Genomic DNA, 19,148 nt, shown 5'->3' with positions numbered 1-19,148 from the left:
GGCAATCTGCGATGCTCAAGGGTACGACGCTGCATCTGCAGCGTCTAACGTTGGAGGTTGTCATGAGCAAGCACATTGACCCGAATCTTCGCCAGGGTCCCGGCAAGCCCACTGCGAAACAGCCACAGAACATACCGGTCCCCCTTCATTACAAGCCTGGCCAGCCGGTACCCATCAAGCTGAGTGAGGCCGTGCAGCCGCACCACCAGGGCCCGAATCTTCCTGTCTGAATCCAGGGCCAAGAGCGCTGTTTCTCAGCGCTCAAGATCGGCTTCGACAGTTCTATCCCACCCTGGGGTTTCTGGCTGCAGCGCTTTTACCTGGCATGTCACCAGGACCTGGTGTTCTTTACCGTCATCGAGCAATTCCAGCGCGTCATTGCCCAGCAGCTCACCGTCCAGCGTGGTCGAAGTGGTCGTGCCCGGACGTACATTGATATGGTAATTCGTCTCCCCATGGCGGTAGCGCAGCGTGTAGCCAGGCCAGCCCTGCGCAAGCAGCGGTACGATATGCAATGACGTACCGACACGCTGCAATCCGAGCAATGACTCGACGATGAATCGGTACATCCAGCCGGCCGACCCGGTGTACCAGGTCCACCCCCCACGGCCCGCATGTGGCGGCGTGCCGTAGACGTCGGCAGCCATGACATAGGGCTCGACCTTGTAGGTTTCGATCCGGCTGGCGATTTCATTGCCAGCGGGGTTGATCATGTTGAGCAACCGCCAGGCCCTGACGTTGTCGCCAAGCTCGGCGAACGCCATGCCGGCCCAGACCGCGGCGTGGGTGTACTGGCCGCCATTTTCCCGTACGCCCGGCACATAGCCCTTGATATAGCCGGGTTCGAGCGAGCCCGCGTCGAAGGGCGGATCGAGTAGCAAAACCGCGCCTGTGTCGGGGCGTACCAAGTGCTGCTCGAATGAAGCCATGGCCGTGCGGCGCCGGGTTTGCGAGGCGGCACCCGACAGTACGGACCAGCTTTGCGAGATCGAGTCGATGCGGCATTCGTCATTGTTGGCCGAGCCCAGGACCTGGCCGTCGTCAAACCAGGCGCGCCGGTACCATGAACCGTCCCAGGCATGCTCCTCCAGACTGGCCTGCAGCAGGGCGGCCTGCTGGGTACAACGCTGTGCGAAAACCGGGTCGCCATGCAATTGGGCCGTGATGGCAAACTGTTGCAGGACCTCGAATCCGAAGAAGCCCAGCCACACGCTTTCCCCTTGGCCCAGATGGCCGACCCGGTTCATCCCGTCGTTCCAGTCGCCCGTGCCGATCAAGGGCAAGCCGTGGCTGCCACGCTGCAGGCCGTGTTCGATGGCGCGTACACAATGCTGATAGAGGCTTTCTTCAAGGTGCGACTTGCCCGGCAGGTCGTAGTAGGACTCCTCCCCGGCATTGAGCGGGCGGCCTTCAAGGTAACCCACGGGTTCGGCCAGCACGCTGAGGTCTGCGGTGACGTTGACATAGTGGCTGGTCGCCAGCGCGAGCCACAGGTAATCGTCCGAACAGCCACTGCGCACCCCCCGATCGAGCGGTGGGTGCCACCAGTGTTGAACGTCGCCTTCGGCATATTGATGGGCTGCACACAGCAACAAATGGCTACGCACGCTGGCGGGATCGGCATGGATCATCGCCATGCTGTCTTGCAGTTGATCGCGAAAGCCGATGGCCCCGCCGGACTGATAGTAGCCACTGCGGGCCTGGAAGCGACAGGCGATCACCTGGTACATCAGCCAGCCATTGACCATGACATCGATGCTCGGGTCGGGGGTCTGGACCTGAATCACGCCCAGCTGCGAACGCCAATGCTCGCGGACCGCCTCGAGTTGCGCGGTTGCCGCCCCCAGGCCCCGGTACTGCTGGACCAGGCGCAGGGCTGACGCCGTATCCCTGGCGGCACCGAGCCGGAAAACCACGTCCTGGTCATCACCGTTGTCGAGGTCGAGGGCCACCTGTATCGCCGCACAGGGATCCAGGCCTCCACCGGTACGGCCCGACAGCCGTGCCTGCTGTAATCCGGCAGGCGCCTTGAGGCTGCCGTTGCGGCCGATGAATTCACTGCGATCGCCGCTGATGCTGGTGTCGGTCGAATCGGTATCGAGGAACGCCACCCGTTCGCAAAACTCGATCGAATAGGCGTTCCTGGCAAAAAATGCGCCGCTGCTGGGGTCGGCTTCCGTCACCACATGCATCGCTGATTTACTGCGCAAGTCGCCCAGCACCCACTCGACATAGCAGGTCGCCGACAGACGTCGGGCGCGGCCTGAGCGATTGCGAATCTGCAAATGCGAGAACTTGATCGAAGCATCCAGCGCCACATACACCCACAACTCGGTGTGGATACCGTCTTCATCGTGCTCGAAGACGCTGTAGCCGAAGCCGTGCCGAGTACGGTACGGACCCGTACCGGGACAAGGCTGTGGCGTCACCGACCAGAAATGCCCGGTTTCTTCGTCACGCACATAGATCGCCTCGCCGCTGGCGTCGGTGAGCGGGTCGTTATGCCAGGGGCTCAGGCGAAATTCGTGAGCGTTTTCCATCCAGGTGTAAGCGCCACCACTTTCGGACATCACCGTGCCGAAATGCGCATTGGCCAACACGTTGGCCCATGGCGCCGGTGTCGGCCTGCCAGGCTGCAAGGTCATGACGTACTCGCTGCCATCGGCACTGAAGCCGCCATAGGCGTTGCCCAGGAGCAAACCTTCGATCGCGGGCAGGGTAGCGGCCGCCGTTGCCTTTGCCTGGCGCTTGAGTGTGGGGACCAGCGCCGGGTACACCGGGCTGGCGTGACGCCGATGAACCTGCTCGGCAATGCCGCCGTTGCCTTCGCTCAGTACCAGGCGCGCCACCGACAGGATCAGCGTCCGATCCTCGTTCGACAACTGCTGTGCCGGACGCACGAAAATGCCCCCGGGATGGTCGATCAACGAGGCCTCGCTGCCGGACGTCACCACACCCATGATCAAGTCCTGGAGTTGCTGGCGATAGCCGGCCTGGTCTTCGTTCCAGATGACCAGGTCCACCACCAGCCCCTTTTGCCGCCAGTAGGCATGGGCCTTGACCATCTGCTGCACGAGCTCGATGTTCTCGACGGTGGCGATCTGCAGCAGAACGATGGGCAGGTCGCCGGAGATCGCCTGGCCCCAGAGGCTCGATTGATTACGTCGATTGGCCATCAATACGCTATTTTCCGCGCGCAACGAGGCATTGGCGTAGAGGATCGAAGCGGCCATCTGTTCGAACAGGCGGGCTTCTTCCTGCGATACGTTGAGTTGGCGCAGCAGCACCTGACTGTGGGTCCATGCCAGGTCGAAGACGCGATCGGCGAGGTGTCGGTCGCGGTATTTATTGATCAGGTACAGGCAGTCCTCACGGCTGTCCGCGATGCCGGTCACCAGGTCGATGGTCGCCGTTTGCCCGGGTTCCAGGGCGATACGGCAGCGGATGGCGACGATCGGATCAAGCACCGAACCTGCGGTTCCTGACAGCTGCTGGACATTGCCATCGAGCGCGGCCGGTGCTGCAACGTTGCGTCCTCGACCGATGAATCGCGCTCGATCGGTTTCGTAGGAAATGGCGTCGATGTCCACGCCATGGGCGGCCAGCAGGTGGCACATCCAGGGGACTGCTTCCTCACTGGAACGCCGCCTGCGGGTGCAGACGATTGCCTGCAGCTCCGGCAACAGTTCGGTCTGCACGAACAGGTTGCTGAAGGCCGGATGAATGGCATCACTGATTGCCGGCGCCAGGACCACCTCGGCGTAGGTGGTGATCTCCACGCTACGACGCATGCGGCCGCGGTTGGTGATGTGCAGCCTGCGCAGTTCGATATCGTCTTCGGGCGACACGACGATCTCGGTGTGCGTATCGAAGTCGCGCTCGCGAACACGAAACTCGGCCCGGGCATCGCTGAAAATCGCTTCATGGCTTTCCGGTCGGTGCAGGGTCGGCTGGTGGGCCGAGGACCAGAATACGCCGCTGCTGACATCGCGCAGGTAGCAGAACATGCCCCAGTTGTCGCGGGTCGCGTCTTCATGCCAGCGGGTCACGGCGATGTCGTTGCAGCGGCTGTAACCGCCGCCCGCACTGCTGAGCATGACGTGGTAACGGCCGTTGGAAAGTAGCTGGACGGCGGGGCGCTTGCGCCCGGGATCGGCGAATACGCGAAGCCTGGTTTCCTGCGTGCGTGCGTTTTCCCCTGTGGCAGGCGCCTGGGTCGCATGCAGGTACGGCGCGGCGGTTTTCGGTACGCGCTCCTGCAGCAGCAAGACCGTCGCCTGGAATGACGGGATCGACTCGAAACGACGCTGCATGGGCCGGTCCAGCAGCAGGCTGGTCAAGGCCAGCAGGCTCATGCCCTGATGGTGTGCCATGAACGAGCGCACGACCGCATAGCGCTGGCCGCGTGGCAGACGTGCCTCGGTGTAGTCGACCGCTTCGTACAGACCATAGCGACCGGCCGACCCCTGGGCTGCCAGGCGTTGCAGGTTGTGGCAGGCCGCTTGCGGCTCGACCATGAGCGCCAGGGCGCTGGCGTACGGCGCAATCACGGTATCCTCGGCCAACCCGCGCTTGAGGCCAAGGCCCGGAACACCGAATGCCCGATACTGATAATTGAAGTGGGCATCCAGGGTGTTGTAACCCGACTCGGACACGCCCCAGGGGATGCCCAACTGATTGCCATGCTCGATCTGCAAGGCGACGGCCGCGCGGCACGTCTGCTCCAGCAGCGTACCTTCATAGCTGGGCATTACCAGGTTCGGCATCAGGTACTCGAACATCGATCCGGACCAGGAAAGCAGTACCGGCACCCCGCGATTGTTGCTGAGCAAGCGTCCAAGGGTGAACCAGGCCTGTTGCGGCAACTGGCCCTGGGCGATGACCACGAAATTGGTCAGGCGAACCTCTGAAGCGAGCAGGTCGTAATAGCCGTTGTCCAGCCTGCGTTCGTCGGCGTTGTAGCCTATCGAGAACAGGTCACGCTGGGCATCGTAAAGGAAGGTGAAGTCCATGCTGGCCAGTGACGCGGACAATTCGGCCAGGCGCTCGACGTGGATGATCCGTGCGCGAGCCAGGCGTTGCACCGCCTGCACTTGCGCCTGATCGGCAGGCAACCACAGGGTGCAGTCGAGCTCTGCCATTTGCCGCAGGCTGAGTGCGGGTGTCGGTGTCGATGTCGGCGCCTTGGCCCGGGCGGGTGCCAACGGCAGCTCGAAGCGCAGTCGCTCCGCCCGCAGGTCCGCACACTGCGCCTGCAATGCCTGCAGCCAGTAGTGTGCTTCTTCAGCAGAGGTGGCCGCAGTGTCGATGGCCAAGGCCTGCGCCTGATCGAGTAACGGCAGGAGGTTGTCCGGGGTGTCGTGGACAATCGCCGCCTGCACCCGTGCGCGCAGTTCAAGCACGGCAGCGTCATCGAGGTCCGCGTCCTGCAACGCCTGCTGCAGCACATCGAGGGTGTCGCCCAGGCCGTCAAGGGTACGTTGATCGAACAGGGGCGTGTCGACCAACCCCAGCAGCCCCGGCCGCAGGGTGAGCAACAGGCCCGCCAGGTTGCCGCTGTCCACGGTGGACACATACCGAGGTGCCAGTGGCTGCAGTGTCTGGGTGTCGTACCAGTTGTAGAAGTGCCCATGATGACGCTCAAGGCCGGCCATGCTTTCAAGCGTTGCCGTGATGCGTTCGAGCAAGCGTCCGCTGCTCAGATAGCCGAAATCGTGGGCCGCCAGGTGAGAGAGCAAGGCCATGCCCATGTTGGTCGGTGAGGTCCGATGGGCAATGGTCGGCTTGGGTATTTCCTGGACGTTGTCCGGCGGCAACCAGTTGTCCTCGGGGCCCACATAGCGATCGAAGAACGCCCAGGTCTGGCGTGACAGCATGCGCAGGAATCGCAGGTCTTGCGCTGACGGGGCAAACCCCGCCGGTGTTGTCGGCAGGCTGATCCACCAGGCAATCGCCGGGCTCGCCAGCCACACCAGCAGCAAGGGTGCCGCCAGAGCGAGTACATGGAGAGTGGGGAGCAGGGCGGCGAATAGCAGCAGCGCCAGCGCAGGGGCAATCCACATGCTTTTATACATGCCGGACAGCGCGTTGCCACTGGAGCGCTCCACCTCACGAGAAGGTTGCCATTGCAGGAGGCGGCGCTTGCTGACCAGCATGCGCCACAGTGAGCGGCCAATCGCATCGAAGCTCAACAACGCATCGGAGGGCAACCAGACAATCGACAACAGCGCCCGCATGAAATGTTGGCCCGAGGTGCGCAATGCAGCAGTCAGGTGTTGCCCCAATGGAATATCGGCAGCTTTCTGTACCAGCGCCAGTACCGACTGCAGCACGGGTTGCAGGCAGACCAGAATGACCACCGCCAACGTCCAGGAGGCGGCCTCGTTCGTACCCAGCCAGCCCCATGCCAGCATGGCCAGGAAGGCACCTGGCTCGAGGCTGCGGCGCAGATTGTCAAAAATCTTCCAGCGGGCCAGGTTGCTCAGGCGATTGGCTGCGAATCCGCCCTGGGGTTTCGGTGCCCACGGCAAGGCCCAGTACAGCACTTGCCAGTCTCCGCGAATCCAGCGGTGTCGGCGTTTGGCATCGGCGCTGTAGCGAGACGGGTATTCCTCATACAGTTGTACATCGCTGAGCAGCCCGCAGCGGGCGTAGCACCCTTCGATCAAGTCATGGCTGAGGATGCGGTTGTCGGGCAGGCAGCCTTCGAGTGCCTGTTCGAAGGCGTCGACGGCATAGATGCCCTTGCCGATGAAGGAACCGTTGTGGAACAGGTCTTGATAAACATCGGAGACAGCGCGGGTATAGGGGTCGATACCCGCATCGCTGCCAAACAGGCGAGCGTAGGTCGAGCGTGCCGTGCTCGGCAGGCTGATCCCCACGCGGGGCTGGAGGATGGCGTAACCGCTGACGATCTTGCCGCTCTGTTCATCGAACACCGGATGGTTCAGCGGGTGCATCATGGTCCCGATGCACTGATGCGCGACATCCCGTGGCAGCAAGGTATCGGTGTCCAGGGTGATGACGAAGCGCACCGCACTCAGTGGCGTGATATCACCGACGATCAATGCAAAGCGTTCATGCCCTTTGCCACGCAGCAATGCGTTGAGCTCGGCGAGTTTGCCACGCTTGCGCTCATGCCCCATCCATACCCGCTCGGTAGAGTTCCAGTGCCTGGGCCTGTGCAGCAGGAAGAAGCGGTCGACCTGGCCATCGGCATATTTGTGGTTGAGCGCCTCGATCAGTTGGCGCGCCAGTGTGAGCAACTCCGCATCCTCGGGCATCACCTCGGCAGGGGCGTCCATGAAGTCACTGAGCAGCGCAAAATGCAGGTGGGCATCGCGATTGGCCAGGAATCGCACTTCCAGGCCTTCCGCCAGAGCCTCGATGTCGCCCGCGTTGGCGAACATCGTAGGCACCGCCACCAGCGTACGCGCTTCGGCCGGTATGCCCTTGCTGTAGTCCAGGCGGGGCAGTAGCGATGGGGCCACAGTGAGGGTCACCAGCCAGTTGACCAGCCCGATCGCCAGACGACTGGTCATCAATAACGCGGGCACGGCGAGCAGGACCAGACACCAGGTTGGCGTGCCACTGCGCCAAGCGCTGCTGAGAAATGGCCAGGCCAACAGCAGCGTCAGCAGCAGTGCAGGGCACAGGTAGAACTTCAACGGGGCGCTCTGCAGCAAGCGCTTCCATCGTTCGAGCAGCGGCACGCTGGCGTGCAGCACCTGTTCCAGGCTGAGCAACCCGTCAGCCACCAGGTAATAGCCCACGTGTCCGGTTACACCGGCCGTGGGCTGTGTGGTGCTGGCCAGTTCGATGGCGACTTGTGCCACCCTGGTTTCAGACTGCACACAATGCCGTGCGAGGCGTTCGACCACATGGCGGTAACGATCCCGGGTGGCAAAGTCCATGTTCGCGTAGATGCCCGCCGGGTCCGCGCACAATACCTGTTCGACATGACTGAGCAGCTCGACGAACTCACGCCAGTCGGTCGCCGCCAGCAATCGCAGGCTGGCGATGCTGTTGCTGATGGACACCTGGTCACCGGATTGCTGCTGGGCATCCATCTGCACCAGGCGTTCGACGGTAAGGCCGGACTCACCGAGCGTTTGTTCTATCCACGCCATGGGCAATATCAGCGCGGCGCTTTGCCCGTGCAGGCGGCGCGCCAGTTCGGCAACGAATGAAGGCGTCATCGGCGGTGCCGATCGCGCCATGTCGGCAACGGTCAATACCACGCTCTTGGCGTCGCGCTCGGCCATTTCGATCAATCGATCGGCCCAGTCATCGGCAAGGTTACGGTCATCCCGGTTGGCCATGACCCGGGACGCCACGCGCCGCAGGTTCTCGATCAGCGCCAGGCGCAGCATGATCGGGATTGCCCATAGCTCGCCCAGGGCCAGCGGCGTGATGGTCTGATAAGAGGCGATGAAACAATCCAGGCTCGGCGCGTCGACCCGGCCATCGCCGTGAGCAATGGTTTCCAGGGCGATGTCGTAGACCCGCGGCAGGCCTGCCGAAGGACCTTCGGCCAGGCGTGGCAACTCGCGACTGTAGCCATCGGGCAGGTGAGTCCTGGCAGTACGGATGTTTTCTTCGATGAGGTAGAAGTTGTCCAGCAGCCATTCCGCCGCAGGGGTGGCGCGTCGGCTGGACAGTTGTACGGTCTTGAGCGCAGCGCAACTACGTTCCAGAAGCAGTTGGTTGTCAGTCAGGCGGCCCAGCAAGGCGTCCTTTCTGGAAAGACGCCCCAGCACATGTTGGCGTGCCAGTACGATACCGTGGTCTGCCATCTGCTGCGCATTGAACAGGTCGGAACGCAGGATGGGCTCGTACTCGAACTTGTGCCGCGCGGCACTCCACCTGAGCCAGATGGCCGGTGAGCGCCAAAGGCTGGACAGCGTGCGAGTCAGGAAATTTTGCATGAATTCCTTCGTACGACCCGCGCAGGGCAGGTCGCATGTGGAATGAAGGCGGTTCTACGCCAGGCTAGGTGTGCGGGCGTTGCGCCGCCGGGCGCAGCATTCCACCGATGATTGTGGGTTATTCATCGGGGCGAAGTCTGTTCGCTAGCGAACATAGGCCATGTTGGCGGCAAGGGGCTGTGTGATAGGCGAACGATCCAAGAGGCCGCTTTTGGGCCGGTTGTAGCCCTTCGTGACCGGGAGAAACGGTCTGAATGTACCTTTTCCCACCTCAAAATCACTTGCTGCAGCGATCCACCACTACTTGTATCCTTGTTCAAGTAGAGGACGAATGGCTGCAGCTATTGGCTTGGCCCAATAGTCGCCGGAACGGAAAAATGGACTTTCCATAAGGTAGTAACGTGAAGCGTGATACCCATCTTGTTGTGCTTTTGCTGTTGGTTATCGGTTGTTCCCTGGCGTCACTGACTGTCTGGAAGGTATTGGCCTCTCGAGATCGAGCACTGGAGGACGTGGATGTCCATGGCTTGAACCTTACCCAGGCGCTTGCCACTTATTCCGAAGGCATTGTCCGGCAAAGTTCGCTGCTTTTGCTCGGGCTTGTCGAACGCCTGGAAACCGAAGGTAGCGGTCCTGCGCAGATTCAGCGGCTCAGTGCATTGGTCAACCGCCAGGTGCCGCTGATGCCACAGCTCAGTGGTATCACGATCTACGATAATCAGGGACGTTGGTTGATGTCCTCCAACCGGCCGATTCCAGCCGGGGTGAACAACACTGATCGTGCCTATTTCATTCATCACCGCGACGATCCATCCCGTGAGCCCTTTATCGGTCCGCCAATCCAGAGCCGTTCCAATCACGAATGGGTGATCACCGTCAGCCGTCGTTTCAATGGTCCTCGCGGCGAATTTGCCGGCGTAGTGGCGGTCACCTTGGGGATCGAAAACTTCCTGCGGTTGTTTGGAAAGATCGACGTAGGGCAGGAGGGGGCTATCGGATTGTCCTATACCGACGGTACGTTGCTGGTTCGCTATCCTTTCCGCGAGCAGGATATGGGGCGCAACTTTTCCACGTCGCCCATCTACACAAAGTATCTCGTCGATCGATCAGTCGGCACCGCATCGTTTACCTCCAGCCTGGACGGCGTGGAGCGGCTATACGCCTTCCGCAAGAGTGACCGGCTGCCACTGGTCACTACGGTGGCACTCGGCAAGCGCGAAGCTCTCGCCGCGTGGCGAACGGAGGCATTGCTGTCCGCGGTGGTGGTGACGGGGCTGCTGGGACTTACCGGACTCATCGGTTGGTTTTTGATCCTGGATATCCGTCGGCGTACCAAGGCAGAAGAACAGTTGCGTGGGGCTCAGCAGCAGTTGCTCTCATCGAATCGGCAACTTGAACTGCTTGCGATGAAGGATGCCCTTACCAGTTTGGCAAATCGACGCTGTTTCGATGAGAGCCTTGCCATGGAAGCTCGGCGAGCACAGCGTGAGGGAACGACGTTGGCATTGCTGATGATTGATATCGACTACTTCAAGCGCTTTAACGACTCGTTCGGGCATGTGGCTGGAGACGCATGCCTGCAGACGGTTGGCAGGATTTTCGAGGCGTGCGTAAGGCGACCGTCAGATCTGGTGGCGCGTTATGGTGGAGAGGAGATGGGTATCATCATGCCTGACACCGACAGTGACGGTGCCGCGGTGGTGGCGCAACTTATTCTCGACCGTTTGAAGCAAGAGAACATTGCGCACAACTCCAGCCCGTTCGGACGGCTAAGTGTGAGCATCGGGATTGCTACAGCCACGGGTTCCCAACTGAACCCTTTGCAAGGGTTGATCGAGGTAGCAGATCAGGCTCTGTACAATGCCAAGGCGTTGGGACGTAACCGGTTTGTGAGGGGGGAGATCGTTCCCCATGACTAGACGGTCTATCCTGGCGCTTCTCGTCGTAATTACCGAACATAGATAGCAAAAGATCAGAAACCTGCTATTACGTTAGTAATTGCCTCTTCATTCATTGCAAGTCGTCACAGGTGCGGCCCACCATGCGAAACGCACTTAAGCGTTCGAGAGTTTGTTTTGGTTTTTTACTGGGTATTATCTCAATTGGGCTGACCGCTTGCGTCAGCGACGAGAACGTTACTGCACCTACCAAAGAAATTACTCGACCACCTATCGATGACAGCGAGACTTCGTCTGTGCGAGTCACTACTAGTTGGCTACAACACTCACTTAACCAAACTGGCTGTCTGGAGCACGCCAGAGCGGCTCTTACAAAAGCGAGATATTTTGTTGAAGTAGGAGACAGATCAGTCTATGGGTTGCGTGAAGGTATGACTTTTTCGATTCGCTGCGACTACGAAGGCGTTGCTTTTTTCGCAGTAGCTTATCGCCATAGGCCAAGTACTCAAACCCAGGATCGGATCTTGAATGAACTCACCAGGCTATTTTAAGGACTACAGGCGAGAGGTATAGCGGCTCGCCCGCAGCGAGACCAATGCTGGTCCTCTACTCTGAGGCAAAGAATTGGACTTACCCCTCCCAGCCGGTACCTGAAATACATCTTCGAAGAACTCTGGGTGGGGCGTGGCTGCGCTGAGATCAATCTCGGTTAATTAATGGGGCGAGGAAAGATTGCAGTGAATGTTGTACCGGTGGTGAGAGTGGAAGTTACAGTCACTTCGCCGTAGTGCGCCCTTACAATCTCCCGAACGATGAACAGACCCAACCCGACACTTCTGAGTTCGGCATTGTCATGACTGACAATCCCGATAAGTTGCTCGGCGAACAGGGCCCTGTCCTCAACCGCCGCGTAGGTGATACGCAACTTGTCTTGGGTCATATCCAGTACGCGCTGGTCCTTGAGGTGTTTCGCCAAATGCCTTTCGGCAAGCATTCGGGCGTTGAGCAGTTCGCGCGCGTACCTTAGGTTGTCCGTGGCATTGAACAGCGTCATTTCATGAAATATGCCAGCAGAATGCTCACAGCTGATGGCGCTGAGCATCATTGGAATGAAATGTCCGTTGTAGTGAATGAGGTCGAACTTCACGTCGGCAACGACGCCCTGTATCTGCATGAGGGGCGCCCAGTACATCTTGTGGAACGTCCTTCCCTCGTGTTTCATCAAGTCCTGGATGTTTTGCAGTGATTGGCCTCGACGTTCGGGGGGAGGTACGGGAAATAGCACTTTCAGTGCCATCCAGATCAGTCGAGTGGCAGCGATATGGTTAATGTCGTTCCTTTGTCCGGTGCGCTGTCGATCGTGAATTCCCCGCCCAGCATGCTGATGCGTTCCTTCATACCCACCAGCCCGAACGAGTTCAACTTTTTGCCATCCGTCATGCCTACGCCGTTGTCCTTGATCTGCAGGTAAAGCCGCCGACCTTCCCTGGAGAGTTCGATATGCACCTGTGTCGCTTGCGCGTGCCGGGCGATATTCGATAGCGATTCCTGCACGATGCGGAACAGTGTCGTGGCGGATTTTTCATGCAGGTCGCAGCGAAAATTTTCTTCTTTCGCCGACATCGTGCAATCGATCCCGCTGCGCTGCCGGAACTCTTCCAGTTGCCACTCGATCGCAGCCTGCAATCCCAGGTCGAGTACCGGCGGGCGCAGATCATTGATGATACTGCGGACACTGCGGATGGCTGTGTCGAGGTGATTCAGGGCATCGCTGACCTTTTCGTTGAGCCTGGGGTGCCTGGTAACGGTGCGCGCCTGCAGCATGGAGACATCGATTCGCAACGCCAGCAGGCTCTGTCCCAACTCATCATGGATGTCGCGTGCGATGCGCTTTCGCTCTTCTTCCTTGATGTGCTCCTGATAGGACGCCAGTTCGCGCAGCTGCCGCTTCGACTGCAGCAATTCTTCGGCCTGCATCGTCAGTTTGCGCTGCAAGTAGAACAGGTCGACAAACACCTGGATCTTGGCGTGAAGCACCTCGGCCACAATCGGCGAGAAGATGTAGTCCACTGCGCCGGACGTATAGCCGCGGAAACGCTCGGAATCCGTGTCGGCCTCCGCCGTGACGAAGATAATCGGTGTGTGGGCCGACTTCGGGCGGCCGTGAATGAGTGCAGCGGTTTCAAAGCCGTCCATCACCGGCATTTTCACGTCGAGCAGAATGGCTGCGAAGTCGCGCTGCAATAGCAGGCGCAGCGCCTCGCGGCCGGAAGTCGCCGTGGCAATGTCGAGGCCCATGTCGGCAATCACTGCGGCGAGCGCCGTGAGCTTGGCGGGATTGTCATCGACCAGCAACACCGATGCTGGCACGCCATCAGGTGGGAGCGGTTGCCACGCCTGGGTTCTCTCGTTGAATACCGGGGGTTCCTGCTGCATGTTTATGCCACTTCAGTTTGCGCTGGCCGCCATGGGCGCGGTACAGCGTCATCGATAGAGCCATTTACGCATCAGTGACAGCAGCTGGTCGGTATCCACCGGCTTGCTGACGTAGTCCGAGGCGCCTGCCTCGATGCACTTTTCACGGTCACCCATCATCGCCTTGGCCGTCAGCGCAATCATGGGCAGGGTTTCAAATCGCTTGAACGTACGGATCTGGCGCATGGTTTCAAAACCATCCATCTCGGGCATCATGATGTCCATCAGCACGATGTCGGTATCGGTCTGCTGCTGCAGCAGTTCGATGGCGGTTCGACCGTTCTCGGCCGTGGTCACCAGCATTTTGTAGCGCTCCAGCACGCTGGTCAGGGCAAAGATATTGCGCACGTCATCGTCGACCACCAGGGCCTTTTTACCCTCGAGACTGTCCGAACCTTCATAGAGTTTTTCCAGCATCCTGCGCTGGGTCTGCGGCAGCTTGCCTATGACACGGTGGAGAAACAGTGCGGTTTCGTCGAGTATGCGCTCGGGGGACTGAACGGCCTTGATGACGCCTTTGCCGAGCAGTGTCCGGAAACGCTCCTGCTGCGCCTTGGTCAGTGCCTGCGCACCATAGACGACAATTGGCAACTCACCCATGGCGGGGTCTTGCTGCAACGCCTCGAGAAAGCTGATGCCGGATGCGTCGGGCAGTTGGAGATTGATGGCCAGGCAGTCGTAGCGTTTCTTTGCCAGTTTCTTCAAGGCTAACGCGCCGCTGGCGGTCGTTTCGATCTTCACGTCGGAGTTGCCGAGCAGATCGAGGATGCGGGCGCGGCTCCCGTCGTCGCCATCGATGAGCAGCAGGTTCCTGGTCTTGCGTCGGGCGAACTTCACGATGTCGACCAGCGCATTTTCAATCTCGTCGGCTGTGACCGGCTTGAGCAGACAGTCGAAAGCGCCATAGCGCAGCCCGCGCGCGTGGTCGTCAGCGGTCGAGATGATCTGGACCGGGATGTGCCGCGTGGCGAAATGGCGTTTCAACTGTTCGAGCAGCGCCCAGCCATCGATGTCCGTCAGGCCCGGGTCGAGCGTGATCGCGGCGGGTTTGAAGCGCTCGACAAGCTCCAGTGCCTCCGCGCCACGGCTCGTGACGATAGCCTTGAAGCCCTTCCGGTGCGCGGCTTCGAGCAGAATGCTGGCGAATCGGGTGTCGCCCTCGAGCATCAGCAGCACCTGGTCCCCGGGTTGGACAGACTCGCGGTCGTCCAGTATCTGTGCCGACGGACTTGAGATGAGGTCACGCCTGACCTGGCCAGGTACTGCCTCTGTCGTCGATTCGTCCAGCGCCTGGTGCTGGGCATCCTCGGTACGCAAGGGCACGTACAGCGCAAAAGTACTGCCCTTGCCGATCTCACCGGCGAGCAGGCGCAACTCACCGCCCAGCCGGTGCGCAAGCTCGCGGCTGATCGACAGGCCGAGGCCGGTGCCGCCGTATTTTCGTGAGGTGCCGGTATCTGCCTGCTGGAACGCTTCGAAGATGAGCTTCTGCTTGCCGGCAGATATGCCAATGCCGGTGTCGGTGACCACGAAGGCGACCACCTCATCGGCACGATTGAGCTCGCTGTTATCCACGCTCCATCCGGACACAGCGGGCGCGATGCTGAACTTGACGCTGCCTTGCTCAGTGAATTTGAAGGCGTTGGACAGCAGGTTCTTGACCACCTGCAGCAGGCGCTTTTCGTCGGTCCAGATGACGCGGGGCAGGGTAGGTGCCAGTTCGATCGTGAAGGTGAGGCCGCGGTTTTCGGCGACTGGCCGGAACGTGCGTTCGATCTGGGCGTGCAGATCGGCGAACAGCGCTTCATTGAAATCCAGTGTGACCGTGCCCGACTCGATCTTGGACAGATAGAGAATCTCGTCGATCAGCTCCAGCAGGTCTTTGCCCGCGCTACGGATGGTCTTGGCATATTCGACCTGCCTGGGCGTGAGATTGTGTTCCGCGTTGTCGCTGAGCTGCCGGGCGAGGATCAGCAAGCTGTTCAATGGCGTCCTGAGCTCATGGGACATGCTGGAGAGGAATTCGGACTTGTACTTCGAGGTCAGCGTCAGCTGCTCCGCCTTCTCCTCGAGGGACAGCTTGGTGATTTCGACTTCGCGGTTCTTGCGCTCGACTTCGGCTTTCTGCTCGGCCAGCAGTCCAGCCTTGTCCTCCAGTTCCTCGTTGGTCTGGCGCAATTCTTCTTGTTGCCTTTGCAGCTCATGCGCCAGCGATTGCGACTGCTTGAGCAGTTCTTCGGTGCGCATGTTGGCTTCGATCGTGTTGAGCACGATGCCAATCGATTCAGCCAGCTGATCAAGGAAGGTTTGATGAATGATGCTGTAGCTGGTGAACGAAGCCATTTCGACGACGGCCTTGACCTTGTTCTCGAACAGGATCGGCAACACGATGATATTCAGCGGGGCAGCGGCACCCAGTCCCGATGAAATCGCCACGTAATCGGCGGGGACATCGGTCAGCAGGATGCGCCGCTTCTCGTAGGCGCATTGTCCGACCAGGCCCTCGCCGAGCCGCCACTCATCGTTGACATTGATGTTGCCCTTGTACGCATAAGCGGACAGTAGCTTGAGTTTCGCAGGATCGGACGGGCTCTCGTTCATCATGTAGAACACACCGTGCTGGGCGTTGATCAGCGGCGCCAGTTCCGACAGCACCATCTTGGAGACCGCCGCCAGATCGCGCTGGCCTTGCAGCAGGCGATTGAATTTCGCGAGATTGCTCTTGAGCCAGTCCTGCTCGGCGTTTTGCCGCGTGGTTTCGCGCAGGTTGCGGATCATCTCGTTGACGTTGTCCTTCAGTTCCGCCACTTCGCCCTTTGCTTCCACCTCCACGTAGCGAGTCAGGTCGCCCTTGGTCACGGCCGTCGCCACGTCGGCGATTGCGCGCACCTGGTTGGTCAGGTTGGCCGCCAGGCCGTTGACGTTGTCGGTCAGGTCGCGCCAGGTGCCGGCAGCCCCCGGCACGTTGGCCTGGCCCCCCAGCTTGCCCTCGACGCCCACTTCACGCGCCACCGAGGTCACCTGGTCGGAGAACAGCGCCAGCGTATCGGTCATGCCGTTGATGGTGTCGGCCAGTTCGGCGATCTCGCCCTTGGCTTCCAGGGTCAGTTTCTTCTTCATGTCACCGTTGGCTACCGCGGTCACCACTTTGGCGATGCCGCGCACCTGGCTGGTCAGGTTGGCCGCCATGAAGTTCACGTTTTCGGTCAAATCCTTCCAGGTGCCGGACACGCCTTGCACCTGTGCCTGTCCCCCGAGCTTGCCTTCGGTGCCGACTTCGCGCGCCACCCGCGTCACTTCGGCGGCAAAGCTGTTGAGCTGGTCCACCATGGTGTTGATGGTGTTCTTCAGCTCCATGATTTCGCCCTTGGCTTCCACGGTAATCTTGCGCCCCAGGTCGCCTTTGGCCACCGCCGTCGTCACGTCGGCGATGTTGCGCACCTGATTGGTCAGGTTGGCCGCCATGCTGTTGACCGAGTCGGTCAAGTCTTTCCAGGTGCCACCGACGCCCGTCACCCTGGCCTGGCCACCGAGCTTGCCGTCAGTCCCCACTTCGCGAGCCATGCGCGTCACTTCGTCGGCAAAGGTCGAGAGCTGGTCGACCATGGTGTTGATGGTTTCCTTGAGTTGGAGAATTTCACCTTTCGCTTCGGCGGTGATCTTGCGCGACAGGTCGCCGTTGGCCACCGCTGTCGTCACGTCGGCAATGTTGCGCACCTGGGTGGTCAGGTTGGCCGCCATGCCGTTGACCGAATTGGTCAAGTCCTTCCAGGTACCGGACACGCCGGTCACTTCGGCCTGTCCGCCCAGTTTGCCTTCGGTACCGACTTCCAGCGCGACGCGTGTCACCTCCGAGGCGAAGCTGGAGAGCTGGTCGACCATCGTGTTGATGGTGTTTTTCAGTTCGAGAATCTCGCCCTTGGCTTCAACGGTGATTTTCTTGCCGAGGTCACCGCGCGCCACCGCCGTCGTCACCTGTGCGAGGTTGCGTACCTGGGTGGTCAGGTTGGCCGCCATGCCGTTCACCGATTCGGTGAGGTCGCGCCAGGTGCCGGACACGCCGCGCACTTCCGCCTGACCACCCAACTTGCCTTCGGTACCGACCTCCAGCGCCACGCGGGTCACCTCCGCAGCGAAGCTCGAGAGTTGGCCGACCATCGTGTTGATGGTGTTTTTCAGCTCGAGAATCTCACCCCGGACCTCGACGGTAATCGTCTTGCCCAGATCGCCCTTGGCCACCGCGGTCGTCACGTAAGCGATGTTGCGCATCTGGGTGGTCAGGTTGGCGGCCATGTAGTTGACGGAGTCGGTCAGGTCTTTCCAGGTGCCAGACACCCCTTTGACATTGGCCTGCCCACCGAGAATCCCTTCAGTACCGACTTCGCGCGCCACGCGGGTGACCTCGGAAGCGAAGGAGCCCAGGCGAGTCACCATGGTATTGACGATTTTGGCGGATTTGAGGAACTGGCCGCGCAGTCTCAGGCCGTCGAGTACCGGTGGTACCTGCTGGCTCAGGTTACCTTCGGCAACCGAACCGATGACACGAATCATCTCGTTCATCGGGCTGATGAGGTCGCTGGTGAGCGCATTGCTCGAGTTGACGATCTTTTGCCATGAGCCTTTCACCATGGGCAATTGGATACGCTCATCGACCTTGCCCTGCTTGCCGATCAGTCGCGCCACGCGCTCGAATTCGGTGGCGGTGTCGGCCGCCATGTCGATGATCTCGTTGAGTGTGTCGGCGATCTTGCCCGGCATGCCGGTCCAGTCTTCCGGCATGCGCGTGGTGAAGTCACCATTGCGCAACGCCTTCAGCGCTGTCAGCAATGTCGTCATGTCGAAAGCTTCGGTCGGTGTCGTCACTGTGGCCATGTCGATGTCCAGTCAGGATTGATGCCCCGCGCAAGGCGTCATGCAGGCGCCGGCATTGCAGTATTGACCATGCCGGGTACGGAACGTTGGCTTACGAAATATTAGCAAGGTTGGCGCAATGCCCCGGATCCCGGGGAAATTGGCCGGGAACAGGCCGTTGCGACGGGTTGCAGCCGCAGTATGGGAGGTGAGCGCTAACGCCTGAGGCAAAGGTGCAAGTGCGCTCTGCGCCTGCTAACGTGGGAGTGCATAAGTGCGCCAGGGCCTTGCGGGTGCGAATGGAAAATACCGATGATTGACCACAAAATCAGAGTCTTGCTGGTGGATGATCACAGCATCGTGCGCAGTGGCGTGCGACGCATGCTGGAGACTGCCGGCGAGATCGACGTTACGGGTGAAGCCGAGACAGCACAGGACGCAATGCTCCTGGTCCGGGAGCAGGATTTCGACGTGGCGCTGGTCGATATTCAGCTTCCCGACAAGTCCGGCCTCGAACTCCTCAAGCTCATGCGTGCGCACAAACCCAAGCTCGCGATTCTGATGTTGAGCATGCATTCGGTCGAGGCCTATGCGTTACGCGCAATCAAGCAAGGCGCAGCGGGCTACCTCACCAAGGATATTTCCGCAGCCACCCTGGTGGCGGCGGTGCGCAAGGTGGCCTCGGGCGGCAAGCACGTCAGTCCCGAGCTTGCAGAAAAACTGGTCAACGCTATCGGCGGAGGTGACGCGGCCCCCCACGAAGCACTATCGGACCGGGAGCTTGAAGTACTGAAGCTCCTCGCTTCGGGCGAGAAGATTGTGCGCATCGCGCAGATATTGCACTTGAGCCCGAGTACCGTCACGACGTACCGGGCACGTATCCTGGAAAAAACAGGCATGGACAGCAACGCGAAACTGGCCCGTTATGCACTTGAAAACGGCCTGTTGACTTAGACATCCTTCACACTTTGCGTTAAGCGTGTAGTGGAACCACTAC

Annotated in this window: 6 protein-coding genes; 2 read left to right on the top strand and 4 right to left on the bottom strand. The window is 60.4% G+C overall.

The window, feature by feature from the left end:
* Positions 1 to 254: 254 nt before the first annotated feature.
* A complete protein-coding gene (locus tag QMK54_RS18335; RefSeq protein WP_320401059.1) occupies positions 255 to 8,927 on the bottom strand; it encodes a GH36-type glycosyl hydrolase domain-containing protein in 8,673 nt (2,890 codons plus the stop codon).
* 401 nt (positions 8,928 to 9,328) lie between these two features.
* Between QMK54_RS18335 and QMK54_RS18330 the strand changes: the two genes are divergently transcribed.
* Positions 9,329 to 10,846, top strand: coding sequence for a sensor domain-containing diguanylate cyclase (locus QMK54_RS18330; RefSeq protein WP_110661350.1), 1,518 nt, complete (start codon positions 9,329 to 9,331; stop codon positions 10,844 to 10,846).
* Positions 10,847 to 11,534: 688 nt separating this feature from the next.
* Here the strand turns inward: QMK54_RS18330 and QMK54_RS18325 are convergent.
* From QMK54_RS18325 to QMK54_RS18315, 3 genes are read right to left on the bottom strand one after another with little or no spacing between them, the layout of a single operon-like run.
* The gene (locus QMK54_RS18325) at positions 11,535 to 12,122 is read right to left on the bottom strand and encodes an ATP-binding protein (RefSeq protein WP_223590296.1); all 588 of its coding nucleotides are present in this window, start codon (positions 12,120 to 12,122) and stop codon (positions 11,535 to 11,537) included.
* A gap of 5 nt (positions 12,123 to 12,127) precedes the next feature.
* Positions 12,128 to 13,261, bottom strand: coding sequence for a response regulator (locus tag QMK54_RS18320; RefSeq protein WP_223590292.1), 1,134 nt, complete (start codon positions 13,259 to 13,261; stop codon positions 12,128 to 12,130).
* Between the two features lie 48 nt (positions 13,262 to 13,309).
* Positions 13,310 to 18,172, bottom strand: a complete 4,863-nt coding sequence (locus QMK54_RS18315) for a HAMP domain-containing protein (RefSeq protein WP_223590289.1) — start codon at positions 18,170 to 18,172, stop codon at positions 13,310 to 13,312.
* 291 nt (positions 18,173 to 18,463) lie between these two features.
* On the opposite strand from QMK54_RS18315, the gene QMK54_RS18310 reads away from it, so the two are divergent.
* Complete coding sequence (locus QMK54_RS18310) at positions 18,464 to 19,105, top strand: response regulator transcription factor (protein WP_110658273.1); 642 nt, start codon at positions 18,464 to 18,466, stop codon at positions 19,103 to 19,105.
* Positions 19,106 to 19,148: the final 43 nt, after the last annotated feature.

This window comes from Pseudomonas sp. P5_109 (assembly GCF_034009455.1).
In the GTDB taxonomy this organism is placed as follows: domain Bacteria; phylum Pseudomonadota; class Gammaproteobacteria; order Pseudomonadales; family Pseudomonadaceae; genus Aquipseudomonas.
The sequence above is the reverse complement of the archived record's forward strand: the minus strand, read 5'-3'. Positions and strand labels throughout refer to the sequence as shown.